A 16,888-nucleotide genomic window follows, 5' to 3' on the forward strand; every position below is an offset into this window, starting at 1 on the left:
AAAAATAAGACCTTTCCAAAACAAACCCTAACATTCTAAAAACTAGGCAGCTAGGTTAGTGAGGCAAACTTCCAAATACTGCCAAAAATTAAATACTCTTGATAACACTTAAAACTAAATCAATTTCTAATATCATTTTTTCTACATTTATTAAATCTTTTATATCTTTAATTTGACGCTCAAAATGTATCTCTTCAAGAGATTTTGTAAGGAAAGCAGGAGATGTGAATCCAATAAGCCCTCTGTCTTTTTCTTTTTGAGGAAGGAGAGTGTTTTTTAATTCGTTTTCTATTTTTTCCAATATGTTATATTCAGTTTGAGCAGAATATGTAATAAAAGTATGAAGTATTAAATTGCCTACTATTCTCTGACAGTTTATATCTGCATATTTTTTACACAAACCTACATATTTTTTATAAAGTTTATGAAGTTCATCTAATCTATATTCTACTTTTCTTTTATCAACTTCCGATTTTTCTTCTTTTAAAACATTTACACCTTTTAAAAATTCTTTATCGAACGCATTGCTGAATAATTTTTTTATATCTTTATGGTCAGGAAATTCTTTTTGGAGGTGAAATAGTAAATCCGTAGAATTATTTTTTGCTTGTATGGAATTTGCCAAAGCATTTATAACTTTTGAAAACTTTGCTGAACTTCTCATAATCTTTAATTTTATCAAAAAATACTTTCTTTTTTCAACCATACAATTGAATTTAAACTTCTCTTGCAAAAAAATTCAAAAGGAGTTAAAAATGGCAATCGGATTTAATACGGAATCAAATTCAAACGGAGAGAATAAAAAATTACAAATCCCCGTAGATTTCAGACATCGTCTGATTTTAGGAGAGACCGGAAGTGGAAAAACGGCTTCGGTAATTACTCCTATAATGCTTGAGAGGATGGAGAAAAATCACGGGATTTTGGTGTTTGATTTTAAAGGAAACTACCACTATACGATAAAAGCTCTCGCTAAAAAAAAACAAAAATTGCAAAATATAATAGAACTTGGCAAAGATTACGGAAGTTTCACTAACATAATAGAGGGACTCCCCGTAGAGGCTTTAGATAAAATCCTCCGTCCTCTTTTAGGACACGATGCAAAAGACAAATTTTGGGAAGAATCCGCTATTCAGTTAGGTGTGTCCGTTTTAGCTATTATTAAATATATGAACGAACTTGTAAATAATTACAGATATTCTTATTCGTTTAATTCTTTAATAGAAATAGCTTCAGATGCCAAAAATTTAAAAGAGTTTAAAAAAGATGTCAAAAACACCGTAAATAAAATACTTAATTCAAGCGCGGACTATTCAAAAGAACTTAACATCATAAAAACGATAATGGGATACTATAAAATCCTTGATAAAGTCGCCGATGACTTTTCGCTTGATAGGATGGTTGACGATAACGAAAAAACGGTTCTTTTCAGCGTAATCTCAACGCTTGTAAATCCTATTGCTTCTTTAAGAAAAGAGAGTGTCAATATTCCTGAAATAGACATATTAAAAGAGCTTTGCAAAGGCAAAATTATAGTTTTTTCACTTAACGATTTCGATTTAAACGTCCTAAACGCAATAGTCAGCGCAGTGTTTTATAAGATAATTTTGTTTAAAATGAGTTACAAAGACGCTCCCGTAACGATAATAATGGATGAAGCACAAAAAGTGCTTAATAATTATTTTGAGCTTCCTTTAGACGTATTAAGGGAATATAAAGTTGACGTTGTTTTAGCAACGCAGAGTATCGCAAACCTTAAAGAAAAACTAAATTCCGATAAAGTCGAAGCGCTACTTGCGAATTTAACCCATAAAATCTACCTAAACGGCCAAGATATGGAAGTTCCTAAACACCACGCTTACTATAACGGGCAGTATTACAAATTAAACCCTCTTGAGTTTGACAAACTCGATAAGTTCCTGGCTGAAAGAGAATATCAGATGAGTCATACGAAACTCAAAAATCTGCCTTTTTCGCACAATTCCATACCCGTAGTTTATTCAAAACTTAGCGATACGAAACTTTTAATCAAAGACCAAAACCTGCAGGCAATAGGCAAGATGGACTTTTTTATTAAAAAATACAAAAAAGAAGATTTAGCCAAACTTTTCCCGGATATTTTAAAACTTGAAGATGAAATAAATCAAAGCCGTGCTATAGAAGAATATCTTAGAAACGAATCATATAAAGGAGGTGATTATGACTATTATTAAAGCGAACCCTCAAAAGCTTCTTTTAGCTTTTGCCCTAGTGATGGACAGAAACGATGGAAGATTCGACACTAGAGCGGTAGCTTTAGCTTTAAATGAATTAAAAGATTATTTTTTTAATGATTATCCGATATTAACTAAAAGGGATTTTTTAAAGATGCTTAATTATTTTTATAATAAAAGCAGAAATGAAAAAGTTAAAAATATGCAAAAAAGTAAATTTTATAAAAAATATTTCAAATATTTGCTCAAAAAAGGAATTATTGGTATTGTAAAAGAAAACGAAAAATTACAAAAAAACGAAATAGCTATCTGTTTTTTTGCAGACAGATATATATTAATAAATAAAAATTTGAATGAATTTAGATTTTTTAATGATTTGGATTAAGGAGATTTTATGACTATTGACATTATTAGCGACATTCATTTGGATTTTTATGCAAGGTTCAACAGAGTAAAAACGGAGGCTTTTGTAGAAAAATTAATAAAAAGCAAAAGGGATAAATATTTTGAAGTTTTGGTAATTGCAGGAGATATCGGACATTATAACGATGATAATCTGTATTTAATTAAACTTTTAAGTCAATTTTACGAAAAGATTTTCATTACCTGGGGAAATCACGACTTGTATTTACTTTCTTCTCAATATAAGGAAAAATATAACTACAATTCTTTTCATAGACTAAATGAATTTAAAGAAATGATTAAAAGTATTAAAAACGTTACCTTTTTAGACGGACAAAAGATTACATATAAGGGAATTACATTTTGGGGTAGCGGGCTTTGGTATAACGTATCGTCTTTAAAACATTGGACTAATTATATGAATGATTCAAGGTATATCTATGACAGAATAGACGGCTATAAAATAGTGTTACCGTATGACTTTTACCCAATTAAATATAATTTTGACACTTTCAAACTTTATAAGAAAGAATACGAAAAAAATTAAAAGTTTAGACTATGCCGACGTTATTGTTACGCATATTCCACCGATAAAGATTTTTGATAATTCAGATTTAGGTGATAATTACTTTTATGTGGATTACGGAGAAGAAATAATTGAAAAAATTCAACCGAAACTTTGGATTTTCGGACATATCCACGCTAAAACATATAAAAAATTCAAAAATTGTGATTTAATAGCAAATCCTCTTGGATATCCGGAAGAAAATGAGAAATTTGTTTTAGAAAATATTGAAATTTGATAATAAAGGATGAAAATGATACTCTCAAAATCCCAATACATCAGAGCCCTTCAGTGTCTAAAAAGCCTGTGGCTTTATAAAAAAAGACCTGAAATTAGAGTTACCGAAGATAAGAAAGTTTTGTTTGAGAGAGGATATGAGGTTGGAGATTTGGCAAAAAAATTGTTTGATGGAGGGGTGGAAATTGAATTTAATCCTGATAACTTCAAAGGAATGATAGAAAAGACAAAAAAACTAATTAAAAAAGAAAAAATTATTTACGAAGCCACTTTCAGTGAAAACGGGATATTTGCTATGGCGGATATTTTGGTAAAAGATGGTGACGGGTGGAATATGTATGAAGTTAAATCATCCACAAGCGTTAAAGATTATCATATTGACGATGCCTCAATTCAATGGTATGCCATCTCTAATGCAATTAATTTAAAAAAAGCGTTTATTATTCATATAAATAATGAATACGAAAGAAACGGGGAGCTTGAAATTGACAAACTTTTTAAAATCGAAGATATTACAGATAAAGTATTGGAAAAACAAAACGAAATCCCGAAAAATTTAAAAGAAATAGAAAAAATTCTTTCTTTAAATAAAGAGCCTGAAATTTCAATAGGCTCTCACTGCTTTAACCCGTTTGAATGCGATTTTACTTATTACTGCTGGAATAATGTACCTGAAATAAGTGTTTTTAATTTATACAGAATGAGTTTCGATAAAAAGATGAAACTTTACAATAAAGGAATAGTTAATTTAGAAGATGTAGATGAAAACACATTAAATAACATTCAACAAATACAGGTAAAAACCTACAAAGAAAAAAGCATTCATATTGAAAAAGAAAAAATTAAAAACTTTTTAAATAAACTATCTTTCCCAATAAACTTTTTGGATTTTGAAACGTTTCAAGAAGCTATACCGAGATTTGATAGGCAAAGACCTTATGAACAGATTCCGTTTCAGTATTCTTTACATATACTGTATGAAGACGGAAGACTTGAGCATAAAGAGTTTTTAGGGGATGAAAATCAAGACCCGAGAATAGAACTTGTTAAAAACCTGTTAAACGACATAACTGAAAATGGGACAATACTCGCATATAATAAAAGTTTTGAAATAGGAGTTATTAAAAGACTTGCAAAATTTGCACCTGAATATGAAAAGAAGCTCATTGGTCTAATAGATAGATTTGAAGATTTGATTGAGCCTTTTAGAAATTTAGGAGTATATCATTACAATTTTAACGGCAGCTTCTCTATTAAATCTGTTTTACCTGCACTTTTTCCGGATGATGAATCTCTGAATTACAAAAATTTAGGGCTTATCCAAAACGGCGGTGATGCAATGAATACTTATGCAAAACTTCATTTAATTGATGATGAAAAACTTAAAAAACAGATAAAAGATGATTTGCTTAAATATTGCAAACTCGATACTTTTGCGATGGTTAAAATTTTGGGGAAATTAAAAGAATTTAGCAAAAATTGATTAAAACCATTATGTTAAAATAAGGGATGAAAAGGAGAGAGGATGAAAATGAATGAATATATAAATGAACTAAAAAATTGTATTTCAAGAGAGGAGGTTGAGAGATTTTTAGCTGAGTATGAACCAAACAGAAATCCAAATTCAAAACTAAAAGGTAAAAATATTAACCAAAGAGAGTTTTTAACGTATATTTTGGATAATATCGATAAGTTGTGTGCAAGGGAAATTAAAAGAAAAAGAAGCAAAGAGTGGAATAATCCCGGGAGTTTGGCTGCTAAGTTTTTTGAAGAGCTTTTTGGAGACGAATTTAAAAATGAAGTAAAGAGTGAATTTGATATACCTAAGCTTGACTTTTCAAACATTGATGTTGATAGTTCGTCAAGTTGGAAACTTTTTGAAGTTGTAAAGCCTGTTGAAAATTGGGTAGAAAATTTAGAGAATGTATATGATAAAAATCTTTGGGAAAGTCTTTTAAAAGAAGATTATTTTACGGTTTATTTTACCCATATTTTAAATAACGCTGAGGATTATGAAAAATTAAAAAGTTTTTTAAAAGAGAATTTTCAAAATAAAATTGATGAAAAAATAAAAGCTGAAATTGATAAAGCTTTAGCGTTTATGTCAGATTCAAACGAACTGTATAAAACTTTTATTCCTTATGTAATTGACTGGGTATTTGAAGATTTTTACAATCAAAAAAATTATCCAAGCAGTGAGGATGTTTTTAAAAAGTTTGATTTGAAAAGATTTTATGAAAACAGAATTTTTGAGAGATTAATAAATAGTGATTTAGAAAATATTAATCTTTTTATTTTGACTTTAATGACAAACTGGAATTTTAACGCCGAGTTTTATGTTGAATGTAAAAGAACGAGAGGAAATGTTTTTGATTTAACGCTTTTTTATGACGAAACAGAAGCTGTCAAGTTTTTTGCAGATACAGTTTTATTACAAATGGTAAATAATTTGAGTGAATTTTATTTTGTTTTAGAAGATGGGGAATACTGGCAGTTTTCTTATTATTTAAGAAATAGTGAAGAATTAAAAGAGCTTTTTGAGGATGATGGATTTAAGGAAGAAGCGATAAGAACATATTATGACTGGAAAAGTCAAATTCCTTGGAGTATTGTAAATTCGTGTGATGAGCTCAAAGAAATTTTTGACGAAGATGTTTTAGAAGAGATTGCACAAAATGAAGGGTATGATACGTTTGAAGAGCTTTGTGAAGAGTGTTTTGGAAGTGAAGATGATGAAGAAGATGAAGATTGGGTAATTTAAATTTGTGAAAAAAAATGAAAATAGCTTACATAAACGGATTTAACGGACAAAATTCAAACAAAGCCGAATGGCTGAAAAAACACTTTAACGCCACTCACGTTGTGCTTAAAAATCATCTAAATATTGGGGTGTAAAATTATTGATAGGATGTTAGAAGAGTAAAAGGAGAAAAAATGAGTTATTTTAGTAGAACTATAAAAGATATTATTTCTGATATAGATAAAAAAAATATTCTACTTCCAGCTATTCAAAGAGAATTTGTGTGGGACACAGAACAAATTGAAAATCTATTTGATAGTCTAATGAGAGGTTATCCAATAGGAACATTTCTATTTTGGAAAATAGACAATCCACAAGAAAAAGGCGAATTTTATGAATTTATTAGAATTTATAGTGAAAAAGAAAAAACACATAATTTAAAAGCTAATTTAAATCTAGATAAATCTATTTTTGCTGTATTAGATGGACAACAAAGATTAACTTCTCTTTATATAGGTTTATTAGGAGAATTTGAAGTAAAAGAAAGATATAAAAGAAATTATGTAAAGAAAAAATTATATTTAAATCTTTTACATAAAAATAATACCGAAAATATAGAAAAAATATATGACTTTAGATTTTTATCAGAAGAAGAAGTTAAAAAATTAAATAACACAACAGAATATTTATGGTTTGAAGTTGGAAAGATTTTACAATATAATGAAGAAAAGTTAATGAGATTTAAATATAGTTTAGAAATTCAAGATATGGAAAAATTTTTATTAATAGAAACAAACTTACTAAGATTAATGAATGTTATAAATAAAGAACAAGTTATTAACTACTATGAAGAAACAAATGAAGATTTAAATGAAGTTTTGAATATTTTTGTTAGGGTAAATAGTGGAGGAACAAAACTTAGTTATTCAGATTTACTTTTATCTATTGCTACTTCTAAATGGAAAGATAACGCAAGAGAAAAAATTATTGAGTTAAGAAAAGATTTAAATGAATTTGGTTTCAATTTTGATAAAGATTTTATACTTAAATCAGCTTTAATGTTAAGTGATATTGATGTTAAATTTAGACTTAGAAATTTCAATAGTGATAATATGAGAAAAATTGAGGATAATTGGGATAATATAGAGAAATATTTACAATTAGCTGTTGAGTTGGTTAAACTGTTAGGATTTGATGAAAAAAGATTAAGTGCAAATAATGCTGTTATCCCAATAGCTTATTATTTATATTTTAAAAAATATGAAAAAAGTTTTTTACATTCTGATAAATATACAAATGAAAGAAAACAAATCAGAGAATGGTTAGTTAAATCTTTACTAAAAAGAGTTTTCAGCGGTCAGTCTGATGAAGTTTTGAAAGTTATTAGAGAAGCTATAAGAAATAGTCAATCAAATAACTTTCCAATAAATGAAATTAATGAAAATGTAAAAAAAATTAATATAAGTAAAAGTATTGAATTTGACGACGATGATATTGAATACTTATTAAATTATTCTTATGGAAAACCTTTTGCATTTACAATATTGTCTTTAATATACGAAAATATAGATTTCAGTAAAAATATATTTCATATAGACCATATCTTTCCAAAAAGTTTGAAAAATAAAAAGAAAATTTTTAAAGGTTTAGGCATTAGTGAAGAGCAAATCAAAGAAATAAAAGAAAAAATTGACTTGATTCCAAATTTACAACTTTTAAAAGGAACAATTAATCAGGAAAAAAATGATAAAAACTTTAAAGATTGGTTTAATAATTTACCTGATAAAGAAAAATATAAACAAGAACATTTTATTCCGGACATTGAATTAGATATAAAAAATTTTTTGGAGTTTTTTGAAAAAAGAAAAAATTTATTAAAAAGTAAATTGAAAAGTGTTCTATCTTAAAAAATAAATACGACACAATATGAAAAAGTTTTTTTGTTATAATTTTTACCTACTCTAAAAAGGAGAAAGGATGAAAAATGAGTGTGTGGATTTGTAAAAACTGTGGGATTGTAGTTGAAAAAGATGGTTGGCCTCATTCACAAGGTTGTACTAAAGGCTCATCACATTCTTGGTTTAAAATATGCAATAAGGGTAGTTTACAAGCTAAAAAAGAGCTAAGAGCTTTTAGTTGTGCAAATTGCGGAACAGTAGTCTATTGTGAAGGTTCTCCTTATTCTCAAGGTTGTCCTGTTGCAAGTTCTCATTCTTGGTTTCCTATTTGTAACCATACTTCACCAAGCGCAAGTACTTATCAGTGTAGAAATTGTGGAGCTGTAGTACAATGTGAGGGTTCTCCTCTTTCACAAGGCTGTACTAAAGGCTCACACTCTTGGCATAAACTTTAACAAATACCTTTTTGGTATTTGTTTTTTCTTAAATAAGCTCACGTTATTTAGGAAAAAACAAAGTAAAAGGGAAAGAATGAAAAAGGTTTTGTTTATTTTATTGATTGTGGTTGGACTTTTTGCAAATAATTTTGAAAAATACTTTAATATGGCACAAAATTATTACTGGTTAAGTATTGATGAGGGGATAAAAAGCAGTGTGTGGTTTAAAACAAAAAAATATTTAGCTCTTGCCGAAAAAGAATTAAAAAAAGAACCGAGTAAGCAAAATTTAAAAAAATTAAACGCTTTAAAAGACGAGGTAAATACGTTTTATTTAACAAAATACTACACAATGGACGGATATTTTCCGATGTTGAAACTTGTGTCAACTTCGTTTTTTTTATTTCCAAAAAAATCAAGACAGCATACACTGGCAAAACCGGCTGATTTTATTGCCGTGGAAAATGCGTCTGAAAGTTTAACCGACAGGCTTAAAACGGTAGTTCAAAACCATGTGTTTTTTAATTCGTCCAACCCTTATTGGAATGAGATTGCGTTTGAAATATTTAACGCAAACGGTAAATATTACGCACATTTAACGGAAGAACCCAAAGAAATCTTAAGCGATAAAGAATTAAAAAATTTTTACTCAAACAATATTACCCCGGATATTATCAACAAACTTCTTAAATATGTAAATAAATCAAAAGTTTATATTGTAAGAATCGAAAAAACGCCTCTTGAAAAAAACGACATGTATGTCACGGCATACGGGGAAGTTTATACAAAAAACGGATACAATAAAGACAAAAGCAGTATAACTTTCGGATATTCAATTGATGAAAGGGGGAAATGGCCTGTACTTATTTTAGTTCATATTTTGCTTTTGGGACTGGTGTTGTTTCTTACCGCTTATTTTGTCAAAAAAACACAAAACAGAAGTTTATATCTTATCGTCCTTATCGGATTCACAGTAGGAAGGGTGTTGCCTTGGGTAATAGTCCCGAGTATAGAAAGTTTTATGCCAAACGGGGATTTAAACGTTTTATATACCATTTGGTGGGTTGTGTTGGTAGGTATTGCGATAATACTTGCACCTATATATGCCATGGATTTGATATATAAAAAAATACAAAACTACATAAAACTTCCTTCAATCGCCGGTAAAGGCGGGATAATAGGATTAAGTATAAGTGCGGGGGTGCTCGGATATCTTTTTGTGCCTTATATATTTACTTACGGCGATGTTTTAAGCGTTTGGGAAAACCTGTTGTATTTCGGACTGTTTTCATTAGCGGTTCTGTTTTCCGGGTATGTAAGCGGAAAAATATTCGATAAAAGTGATAAAACGGAAGAATATTATATTATCGTTTTTGTAATTACAAGCGCTTTGTTGTTTGTATCGCTTGTACATACGGATTTGATTTGGCTTGCCGTATCAAGTATTTTAACGATAATTGCTTCATTTTTGGTCATTAGAATGAAAAAAAGCGAATTTGTAAAAGAAGTTAAACAAAAATTTGAATCTGTGGAAGATATTGAAAAAGGCTTACATCAGGAAAATTATTATGAATTTGAATATTATAACGATTTGATTCAAAAAACGGGGGTAAAAAAATGAAACATATAGCGCTATTAGGGGAAGGCGGAGTAGGAAAAACTACCACCGCCCAAAAACTGATTAAGGATTTAAAACCTAAAATCGTAATTTCAGGGGAATGTCCAAAAGAATCGAATCCTTATGATTTGTTTTACAATATGCTTGATTCTTTTTTTGAAATAGATTTGTTTAATAAAAGGGAATCCAACGAACTGGTCGACCAGGTATTGGAAATGGCCGGAAGTATTATGTTAGGTCCCATAGCCGGGTTTATGTCAGGTAAAAATGATATGTCAATTTCAAAACAAGATATTTTTATAGCCATTAAAAATAAATTTTGGGAATTCAAAGAAGCCGTCGTTTTTATAGATGACATACAATGGATTGACGATGCAAGCAAGGAACTCCTTAAATTTTTATTTGAAGAGCTTAAAGATAGCGATTTGTTTTTTGTAATAACATCGAGGGAAAAAGAAATATTGGATGAACTCGGTCTTGAAAACGTTTTTGAATTAAAAGGTTTGGATAAAGTCCAACAGTTTGAGTTTTTAAAAAACAATTTTTATCTATCTGACGAAGTGACGGAATGGATTATAAACTGGATAGACGAAGAAAATGCAACTCCGCTGGGGTTGGTTAATGTGGTTTCGAGTTTATACAGAAAAAATTACCTTGTTAAATCGGAATACGGTTATGTTTTCAGTGAAGAATTTAATCCCGATTTACCAAGTGTCCCCGATAATATAAAAGAGGATATTAAAGAGATTTTTGAAACTATGCCGGAATACAAAGAAATACTTTCACTTGCGGCAATAATCGGCAAAGAGTTTGATGTATCCGTTTTAGCTGACGCCCTTGATATGTCGGTAATTAAAATGACAAATCTTTTATATGAAATTTCAAAAAAAACAAATCTGGTTTATGATGTTTTGAATAAAGATAATATTTTTTCTTTTAAATCGCAAATACTGGTGGATGCTATAAAAGAACTCATTAATTATACAGATAAATCGTTTTTGGAAGCAACAGCACCGCAGATTATAAGATTTTACAATCAAATTATAGCCGAGGCAATGGAGGAAAACAATTATTCCGATATTCAAATTGCCAATTTTTATTACGGAGCGGGTAAAACCGTATTACATAAAAATTTCGAATATCAGTTAAAGGCCGCAAGAGCGTGCAAAAATATATTTGAATTTGAAAAGGCCGACAAATATATAGTAAATGCCACGACTCTTCTTCAACTGGTGGATAAAAAAGAGGAAGTGGAAGAACTTAAACTGTTAATTGAGGCCGACAGACAGTTTGTTAGGGGAAATATAGATTTGGATTTTACGAACAGACTGATTGCCAAAACGACCAAAAACTCTTCTGATGAATTAAAAATAGCTACAACCAGAGCAGCTTATAATTCGGGCAGGTTTGACAGAAGCTATTTTGAAAAATGTTATGAACTGGCTGAAAATTATCTTATTCCGAGCGAAAACAAGTATACAAAAGCCGAAGGTTATCATTTTGCCGCTTTAAGTTTGGATAACACTCCTGAAAATAAAGAGAAAAAACATAAATATTTTACGGAGGCACTGAAACTTTCAAAAGACAATAAACCTTTATATTCCCAAATAGCTAATTCTTATGCCGGATTTTTATCTTTTGGTGAAAATCATGAAAAACTGCTTGCAAAAGACTTATTTATTGAAAGTATAGAAATTAAAGAAAACTTACCGGTAAAAGATTTACCGGGACTTGCAAGGGCATACGGAGGACTTGGGAGGCTTTATCTGTTTTGGGACCCTTGCAATTGTGATAAAGCAATTAAATATTTTGAAAAAGATTTACAAATCAGTAAAGAATTAAAAGACGAGTTTGGTATTTCAAACATGTATTCGCTTCTTGGTATGGCTTACAGACTCAAAGGAGATTGTGAAAAAGCAAAAGAATATTATGATAAATCTCTTGAACTCAAACACAATAAAATAGACATATTCGCATCAATATTCGGAAAAATCGCTTGTGGTAGCGGTGAATACGACAGAGCAAAAGAGTTTATAAAAGAATATGGCGAACCGCCGGTATTTACTTATAGCTTCTTAAATGATGAAGATAAAGAAAAATTGGGATTAAAATGAAAATAGTTTTTGACCCGTATAAAAAAGAGGCAGATAAAAATGAAATTTTAATAGGGCTTGGGAACTGCGAAAAATGTATAAACAAAAACGAAAAATTTGATTCATGTGCCGAGTTTTTAGTTCATAATCCAATAAAATACGGCGGGGAAAAAATCGTAATAGAAGATTTTTCTCCCGATACGGTAATTACCATTTATATGTTGATTAACGGAAAAATTCCCAAAAAATATATTGATTACGCTACTAAATGGGAGGTCGGAGAGAGCGATAGGGACGTTTTTAAAAGTTACGGGGTGTTGCAAAACGCTTTGATTAATTCAATTGATGGCAATGAAAGCGTTAAAGTTGAAAAATCACTTGAATTTTTGGATTTTTTAATCAAAAACGATTATGATTTAGACAATATTCCTTCAAATGACAATCCTTTGTATAAACTCGCTTTTAAAAAACTTCAAAATGAATATAAAAAATTTGACGAAACACTTAAAAACGCGGAAATTTACACTTTGAAAATCAACGGAAGAAAAGTTAACGCCGTATTTTTGGATAATGTAAGCGTAACTCCACTCGTTAAACTGCTTCTTCGTCAAAAGTTTGAATTTATAGCTTCGTTTAATGAAAAATATAAAGGCGCGGGAAATGACGTGGTGATTTCCGTCTCACCCGAGAGCGGACTTAATTTAAAAGAGTTGTGGGAAAATATTGAAAAAGCCGAAACCGAAAAATGGCAGGGGAAAAGACCAAGCGACAATCCCAGGAAAATAGTGTCAACAGATAAATGGAACGAACCGTGGTGGGATGATATGGGAAAATACACCCTTATTGCCGCGCCTAAAAAAACAGGGGAGATGTTTGGAAGCAAACTTGATTATGATGAAGTAAAAAGAATAATTTTACAAACTTATAAAGGGGAAAGAGATGAATGATTTAATTGTAAAATATCCGTCACTTGTGGCCAGACCGTATATGATGATAAAAGACGATTTACAAAAAAAGGATATGCAAAGATTTTGGTTTGAAAATACAATAAGCTTTTTGGCGACTGTAGTGGGAGCGGAACTTATTGCATGGTATAAGGAACTGAAAAACAAAGAAGATAAAAGCGAAAAAGAACTTGAAATAATAAAAAAACTTCAAAATCATCCGAGTCTTACAAATGTGGGGCTTGAACATATGAGCCTTGGTAAATGGGTGATGATGTTAAGGGAAACCGTTAAAATTTTAAAAGAATATAATGTTGATGTGGTATGTCCTGAGATACTGGATTTTTACAATAAAGAAAATGAAGCAATTATCAATAAACTCGTAACAATCAGAAACAACGACGCTCACGGAGAACCTATACCAAAAGACAGACTTGAGACCGAACTTTCCAAAAGACAGCAGATGATTGACAAACTTGTTGAAAATCTTTCTTTTTTACAAAATTACAAGCTTTTAATGCCGGAAAAAATTGAGTTTGAAGGAAACAGACAGCTTTATCTCGTAAAAGAGTTTACAGGAAATAATATTATAACTTCAAGAGAGGAACTTTCCTTTAATCCGAGACTCAATGATTTGATTTTAATTAATAAAGATAAATTTGTATCTCTTATTCCCAATATCGTATATTTGGGAGTTGTGGATGAATCAAAAAGTTTTCTTGGAATTTTGAGTAAATTTGTAGATAAAGACAAAAAAATTGCGAAATATTTAAATTTAGAGGGAAGCGGAGAAATTGATTACCGAAACGCTATAGAGTATTATCAAATTGACTTTTTGGAAGAGAGAAAACATTTCGATGAGATATATTCCGACCCTGAAAGCTTTAAGGTTAATTTGGATATTGATTTTAAATTTGAAGACGAAAGTATTTATATTAATCAGGAAAGTTCTTTTAAATTAATTATTGATAATAAAAAATCAACGGACCTTGAATCACTGCAAATAAAATTTGAAATTCCGGATATTATGAAAATAACACATCTGCCGGAGAATATAGACAATTTAAAAGATGCAAGCATAATCAATAATCAGTTAATTTTGGAATTTAATAAAATAGGTGACGAAGTTATAGAAATTGAAGATATAAAATTCACAATCGATACACAGGGATTCTTTACCCTAGAAAGAGGTATCGCAACATATAAATATTATAAAACGGTTGCCGAAAAAGATGCGGATATTTTGACAACGGAAGAGATAGAATTCAGTGGCGGAAGTTTAGAGGTTATAAATCCTGCAAGTAAAGATAAAATAGTCCCGGTTATTAATGTTTATAAAAGATTTCTCGATACTGAAGGGAATGAAATAGAACATATTAAAATCGGAGAGGATTTTATATTTGAAGTCAGAATCAAAAACATCGGTTTTTCAAGCGCAAAAGACGTAATAGTGGATGTTTTGTTTCCGGAAGGGCTTAATCTGAAAAAAGGAAAGGAAAGTATCAGAATTTCACAGTTAAATCCGCTCGAAGAGAAAATCTTTCAGTATGTGTTTTATTCCAAAAAACCGAATATTTATACAATTGCGATGCAAAACGTACTTTATTACGATTTAAATAAAAAAAGATATTTTACGCAGTGCAGTGACGAACAGTTTATAATAGTAAGAAGCGATTTACTTAAAGAGTTTAAATTCAAAATTGAAGAATTTATAGAAGATTTATATATAGATGAAAACGAACAAAAAGAGATTGATAAGCTTATTAAAGAGGCTGAAGAAAAACTTGGGATTGACGGAAAAAGCTTTTACAAAGAAGCGGAGTTTGAAGCTGTCAGAAATATTGTTAAAGAGATTATTGAAAAAATAGCTTCAAAAAAACAGCTTACAATTAATGAAAATATCTATCTAGAAAGTAAAAGGGACAGCAAATTTACAGGTGAAAAACCAAGAAAATTTTTGGTTTATTCGGTAGGAGAATTTCCGTTTTTTGCAATAAATCTTGACGATTTGGAATTTTACGGACTTGAAACGAATATAAATAAAAGATTTGACAAAATTCAAAGAAAACTTGCAAGGGTAAATTCGGCTTTTGGTGTATTAGAACATATGGTTGATTATGAAACAGTCAGAAGCAGTGAAGAATACGGAGTTCCGTTTTTTAACCAGTGGATTAATATGATTCTTTCTAAAATTGAAAAAGAGTATCTTTTATGGAATAAAATCAGAAAAGAGATAGAAAAAACGTTTGATATAGAATTGAAATTCGGCTCCGGTGATATGTATACCAGTGATTTGAAATTTCATCTGTTTATGCAAAGAAGCAATCCTAATACGTATTATTTTAAAATTACGGCTAACAACAAATTTAAAAAATATATTTCAAAAGCGGACGTATATCTTTTACAAAATATAAACAAAGAAAATAGAAGTTACACAGAAGAGCCTGAAAGACTTTCTCATTTTTGGATTATTACGGATAAAAAAACAGTGAATCCGGCAATAAAAATGAAAGTGAAAAATGAGAGCGATATTCCGAAATTCATAAATAAAGCAAAAGAGCTTTATAAGGATGTTTTATATACGGAATCCCTTTATCTGGTAAGCGAATTTGAAAACGAAGAGTTAAATGAATTCGTAAAAGAATTAAATAATAAAGGATTTTATTTAAAAGAAATAAATGATTTCGGTAAAAAAATAGGAATATTTAATTTTGAGGACAATTTAAGCAAAACAGAATCAAAAGATGCAATTTCTTATTTAATACCTGTAAGGAAATGGTTTGACATTGCCATTAAAACATATTTTGATATAAACGACCTAAAAGATTACGTATTGGTTCAAAGATTTACATGGTCGGGAAGCGGACCTTTGTATATGTTAAAGGTTAAATCTCCAAGAGAAGAGATTTTAACTAAAACACTTGATTATATATTAAAAGTTTCTGAGAATTACAGTAAAGATAAACTGTTCATATGGCCTGAACCTGTTCAAGGTGAAATCATTAATAATTTTGCAAAAGTGGAATATGGGATGTTGACTGTATTTAAAGCAATAGCTGAGGGAAAAACTAAAGTGAATGAAGTAATTGAATATTTTCCTGAAAAAGAGGAGTTTAATTATTTTTTAAAAAGGCTGAATCAATTGGAAAATCAATATAAAATAAAACCGCCTTTATATATAGAAAATAATAAAGTTAAATTGTATGAAGAATATTTGAATTCATTTGAGAATATCAAAAAAATCAATCCTGATTTTCTAGTTGGTGAAGGAATAGGATATTATAGAATAGTTTCCTTAAAATTACTTCCATTATTGAATGTTAAATTAAATATAGGTGATTCATGGGCTGAAAGGTATATAAAATTGAATAACAGTGAAGATATTAAAGCTGTTATACCATATATTAGCTATAAAAAAGGTTTAACTGTAATAGCTGGAATGGAGTTTAAAGGAGTGAAAGAAAAAGAAGAATTTATGGATTATGCAAAACAATTTAAGTTTGATACTGAAATGGATATATTTTACGGAATACGCTCAAATGACCCGAAAATCGAGCTAAAAAAGGAACTTTCCATTAAAAATATAGAACAAAACAAAGAAATGTTGGCAAACGAAATAAATCACTTTTTTAAAGAAATGGATAGACTTTTGAAAGAAAAGTTTAATGTGTCTATTTTTGAATTAACAAATTGAGGGGACTATAAGAAATTCCGTGTCAATGAGACTGTTAGAAATTCCGT

The 16,888-nt window shown here is 29.6% G+C and carries 13 protein-coding genes; 12 read left to right on the top strand and 1 reads right to left on the bottom strand.

The features are described 5' to 3' along the window. Positions 1-88 precede the first annotated feature (88 nt). Complete coding sequence (locus C3L23_RS08985; RefSeq protein WP_168175739.1) at positions 89-664, bottom strand: hypothetical protein; 576 nt, start codon at positions 662-664, stop codon at positions 89-91. Here C3L23_RS08985 and C3L23_RS08990 point away from each other — a divergent pair. From C3L23_RS08990 to C3L23_RS09040, 12 genes are all read left to right on the top strand, one after another. Then, positions 612-2,213 carry a type IV secretory system conjugative DNA transfer family protein gene (locus C3L23_RS08990; RefSeq protein ID WP_127681926.1) on the top strand — a complete coding sequence of 534 codons (1,602 nt, stop codon included), beginning with the start codon at positions 612-614 and terminating at the stop codon, positions 2,211-2,213. The two genes, C3L23_RS08985 and C3L23_RS08990, sit on opposite strands and share 53 nt — an antisense overlap. Further along, positions 2,200-2,598: a hypothetical protein gene (locus tag C3L23_RS08995; protein ID WP_127681928.1), complete on the top strand. Its 399-nt coding sequence runs from the start codon at positions 2,200-2,202 to the stop codon at positions 2,596-2,598. Before C3L23_RS08990 ends, C3L23_RS08995 begins: the two co-directional genes overlap by 14 nt. A 9-nt stretch (positions 2,599-2,607) precedes the next feature. Further along, entirely contained in the window at positions 2,608-3,162 is a 555-nt protein-coding gene (locus C3L23_RS09000; RefSeq protein WP_127681930.1) for a metallophosphoesterase, read from the top strand. Next, positions 3,119-3,418 carry a hypothetical protein gene (locus C3L23_RS09455; RefSeq protein ID WP_145962128.1) on the top strand — a complete coding sequence of 100 codons (300 nt, stop codon included), beginning with the start codon at positions 3,119-3,121 and terminating at the stop codon, positions 3,416-3,418. The genes C3L23_RS09000 and C3L23_RS09455 overlap by 44 nt, the downstream gene beginning before the upstream one ends. 15 nt (positions 3,419-3,433) lie before the next feature. Further along, positions 3,434-4,900 carry a DUF2779 domain-containing protein gene (locus C3L23_RS09005; protein WP_127681932.1) on the top strand — a complete coding sequence of 489 codons (1,467 nt, stop codon included), beginning with the start codon at positions 3,434-3,436 and terminating at the stop codon, positions 4,898-4,900. Between the two features lie 42 nt (positions 4,901-4,942). Beyond that, positions 4,943-6,178: a hypothetical protein gene (locus tag C3L23_RS09010; protein WP_127681934.1), complete on the top strand. Its 1,236-nt coding sequence runs from the start codon at positions 4,943-4,945 to the stop codon at positions 6,176-6,178. Between the two features lie 173 nt (positions 6,179-6,351). Then, on the top strand, positions 6,352-8,064 hold the full coding sequence (locus tag C3L23_RS09015; RefSeq protein ID WP_127681936.1) for a DUF262 domain-containing protein: 1,713 nt from the start codon (positions 6,352-6,354) through the stop codon (positions 8,062-8,064). 77 nt (positions 8,065-8,141) lie between these two features. After that, positions 8,142-8,510, top strand: a complete 369-nt coding sequence (locus C3L23_RS09020; RefSeq protein WP_127681938.1) for a hypothetical protein — start codon at positions 8,142-8,144, stop codon at positions 8,508-8,510. A gap of 76 nt (positions 8,511-8,586) precedes the next feature. Further along, positions 8,587-10,113 (top strand): hypothetical protein, encoded by a 1,527-nt coding sequence (locus C3L23_RS09025; protein ID WP_127681940.1) that lies wholly within the window; start codon positions 8,587-8,589, stop codon positions 10,111-10,113. Then, positions 10,110-12,224, top strand: coding sequence for an ATP-binding protein (locus C3L23_RS09030; RefSeq protein ID WP_127681942.1), 2,115 nt, complete (start codon positions 10,110-10,112; stop codon positions 12,222-12,224). Before C3L23_RS09025 ends, C3L23_RS09030 begins: the two co-directional genes overlap by 4 nt. Beyond that, on the top strand, positions 12,221-13,150 hold the full coding sequence (locus C3L23_RS09035; RefSeq protein WP_127681944.1) for a hypothetical protein: 930 nt from the start codon (positions 12,221-12,223) through the stop codon (positions 13,148-13,150). Before C3L23_RS09030 ends, C3L23_RS09035 begins: the two co-directional genes overlap by 4 nt. Then, positions 13,143-16,841: a hypothetical protein gene (locus C3L23_RS09040; protein WP_127681946.1), complete on the top strand. Its 3,699-nt coding sequence runs from the start codon at positions 13,143-13,145 to the stop codon at positions 16,839-16,841. The genes C3L23_RS09035 and C3L23_RS09040 overlap by 8 nt, the downstream gene beginning before the upstream one ends. The last annotated feature ends 47 nt before the right edge of the window (positions 16,842-16,888 follow it).

The organism is Nautilia sp. PV-1 (assembly GCF_004006315.1).
GTDB classification, from domain to species: Bacteria; Campylobacterota; Campylobacteria; order Campylobacterales; family Nautiliaceae; genus Nautilia; species Nautilia profundicola_A.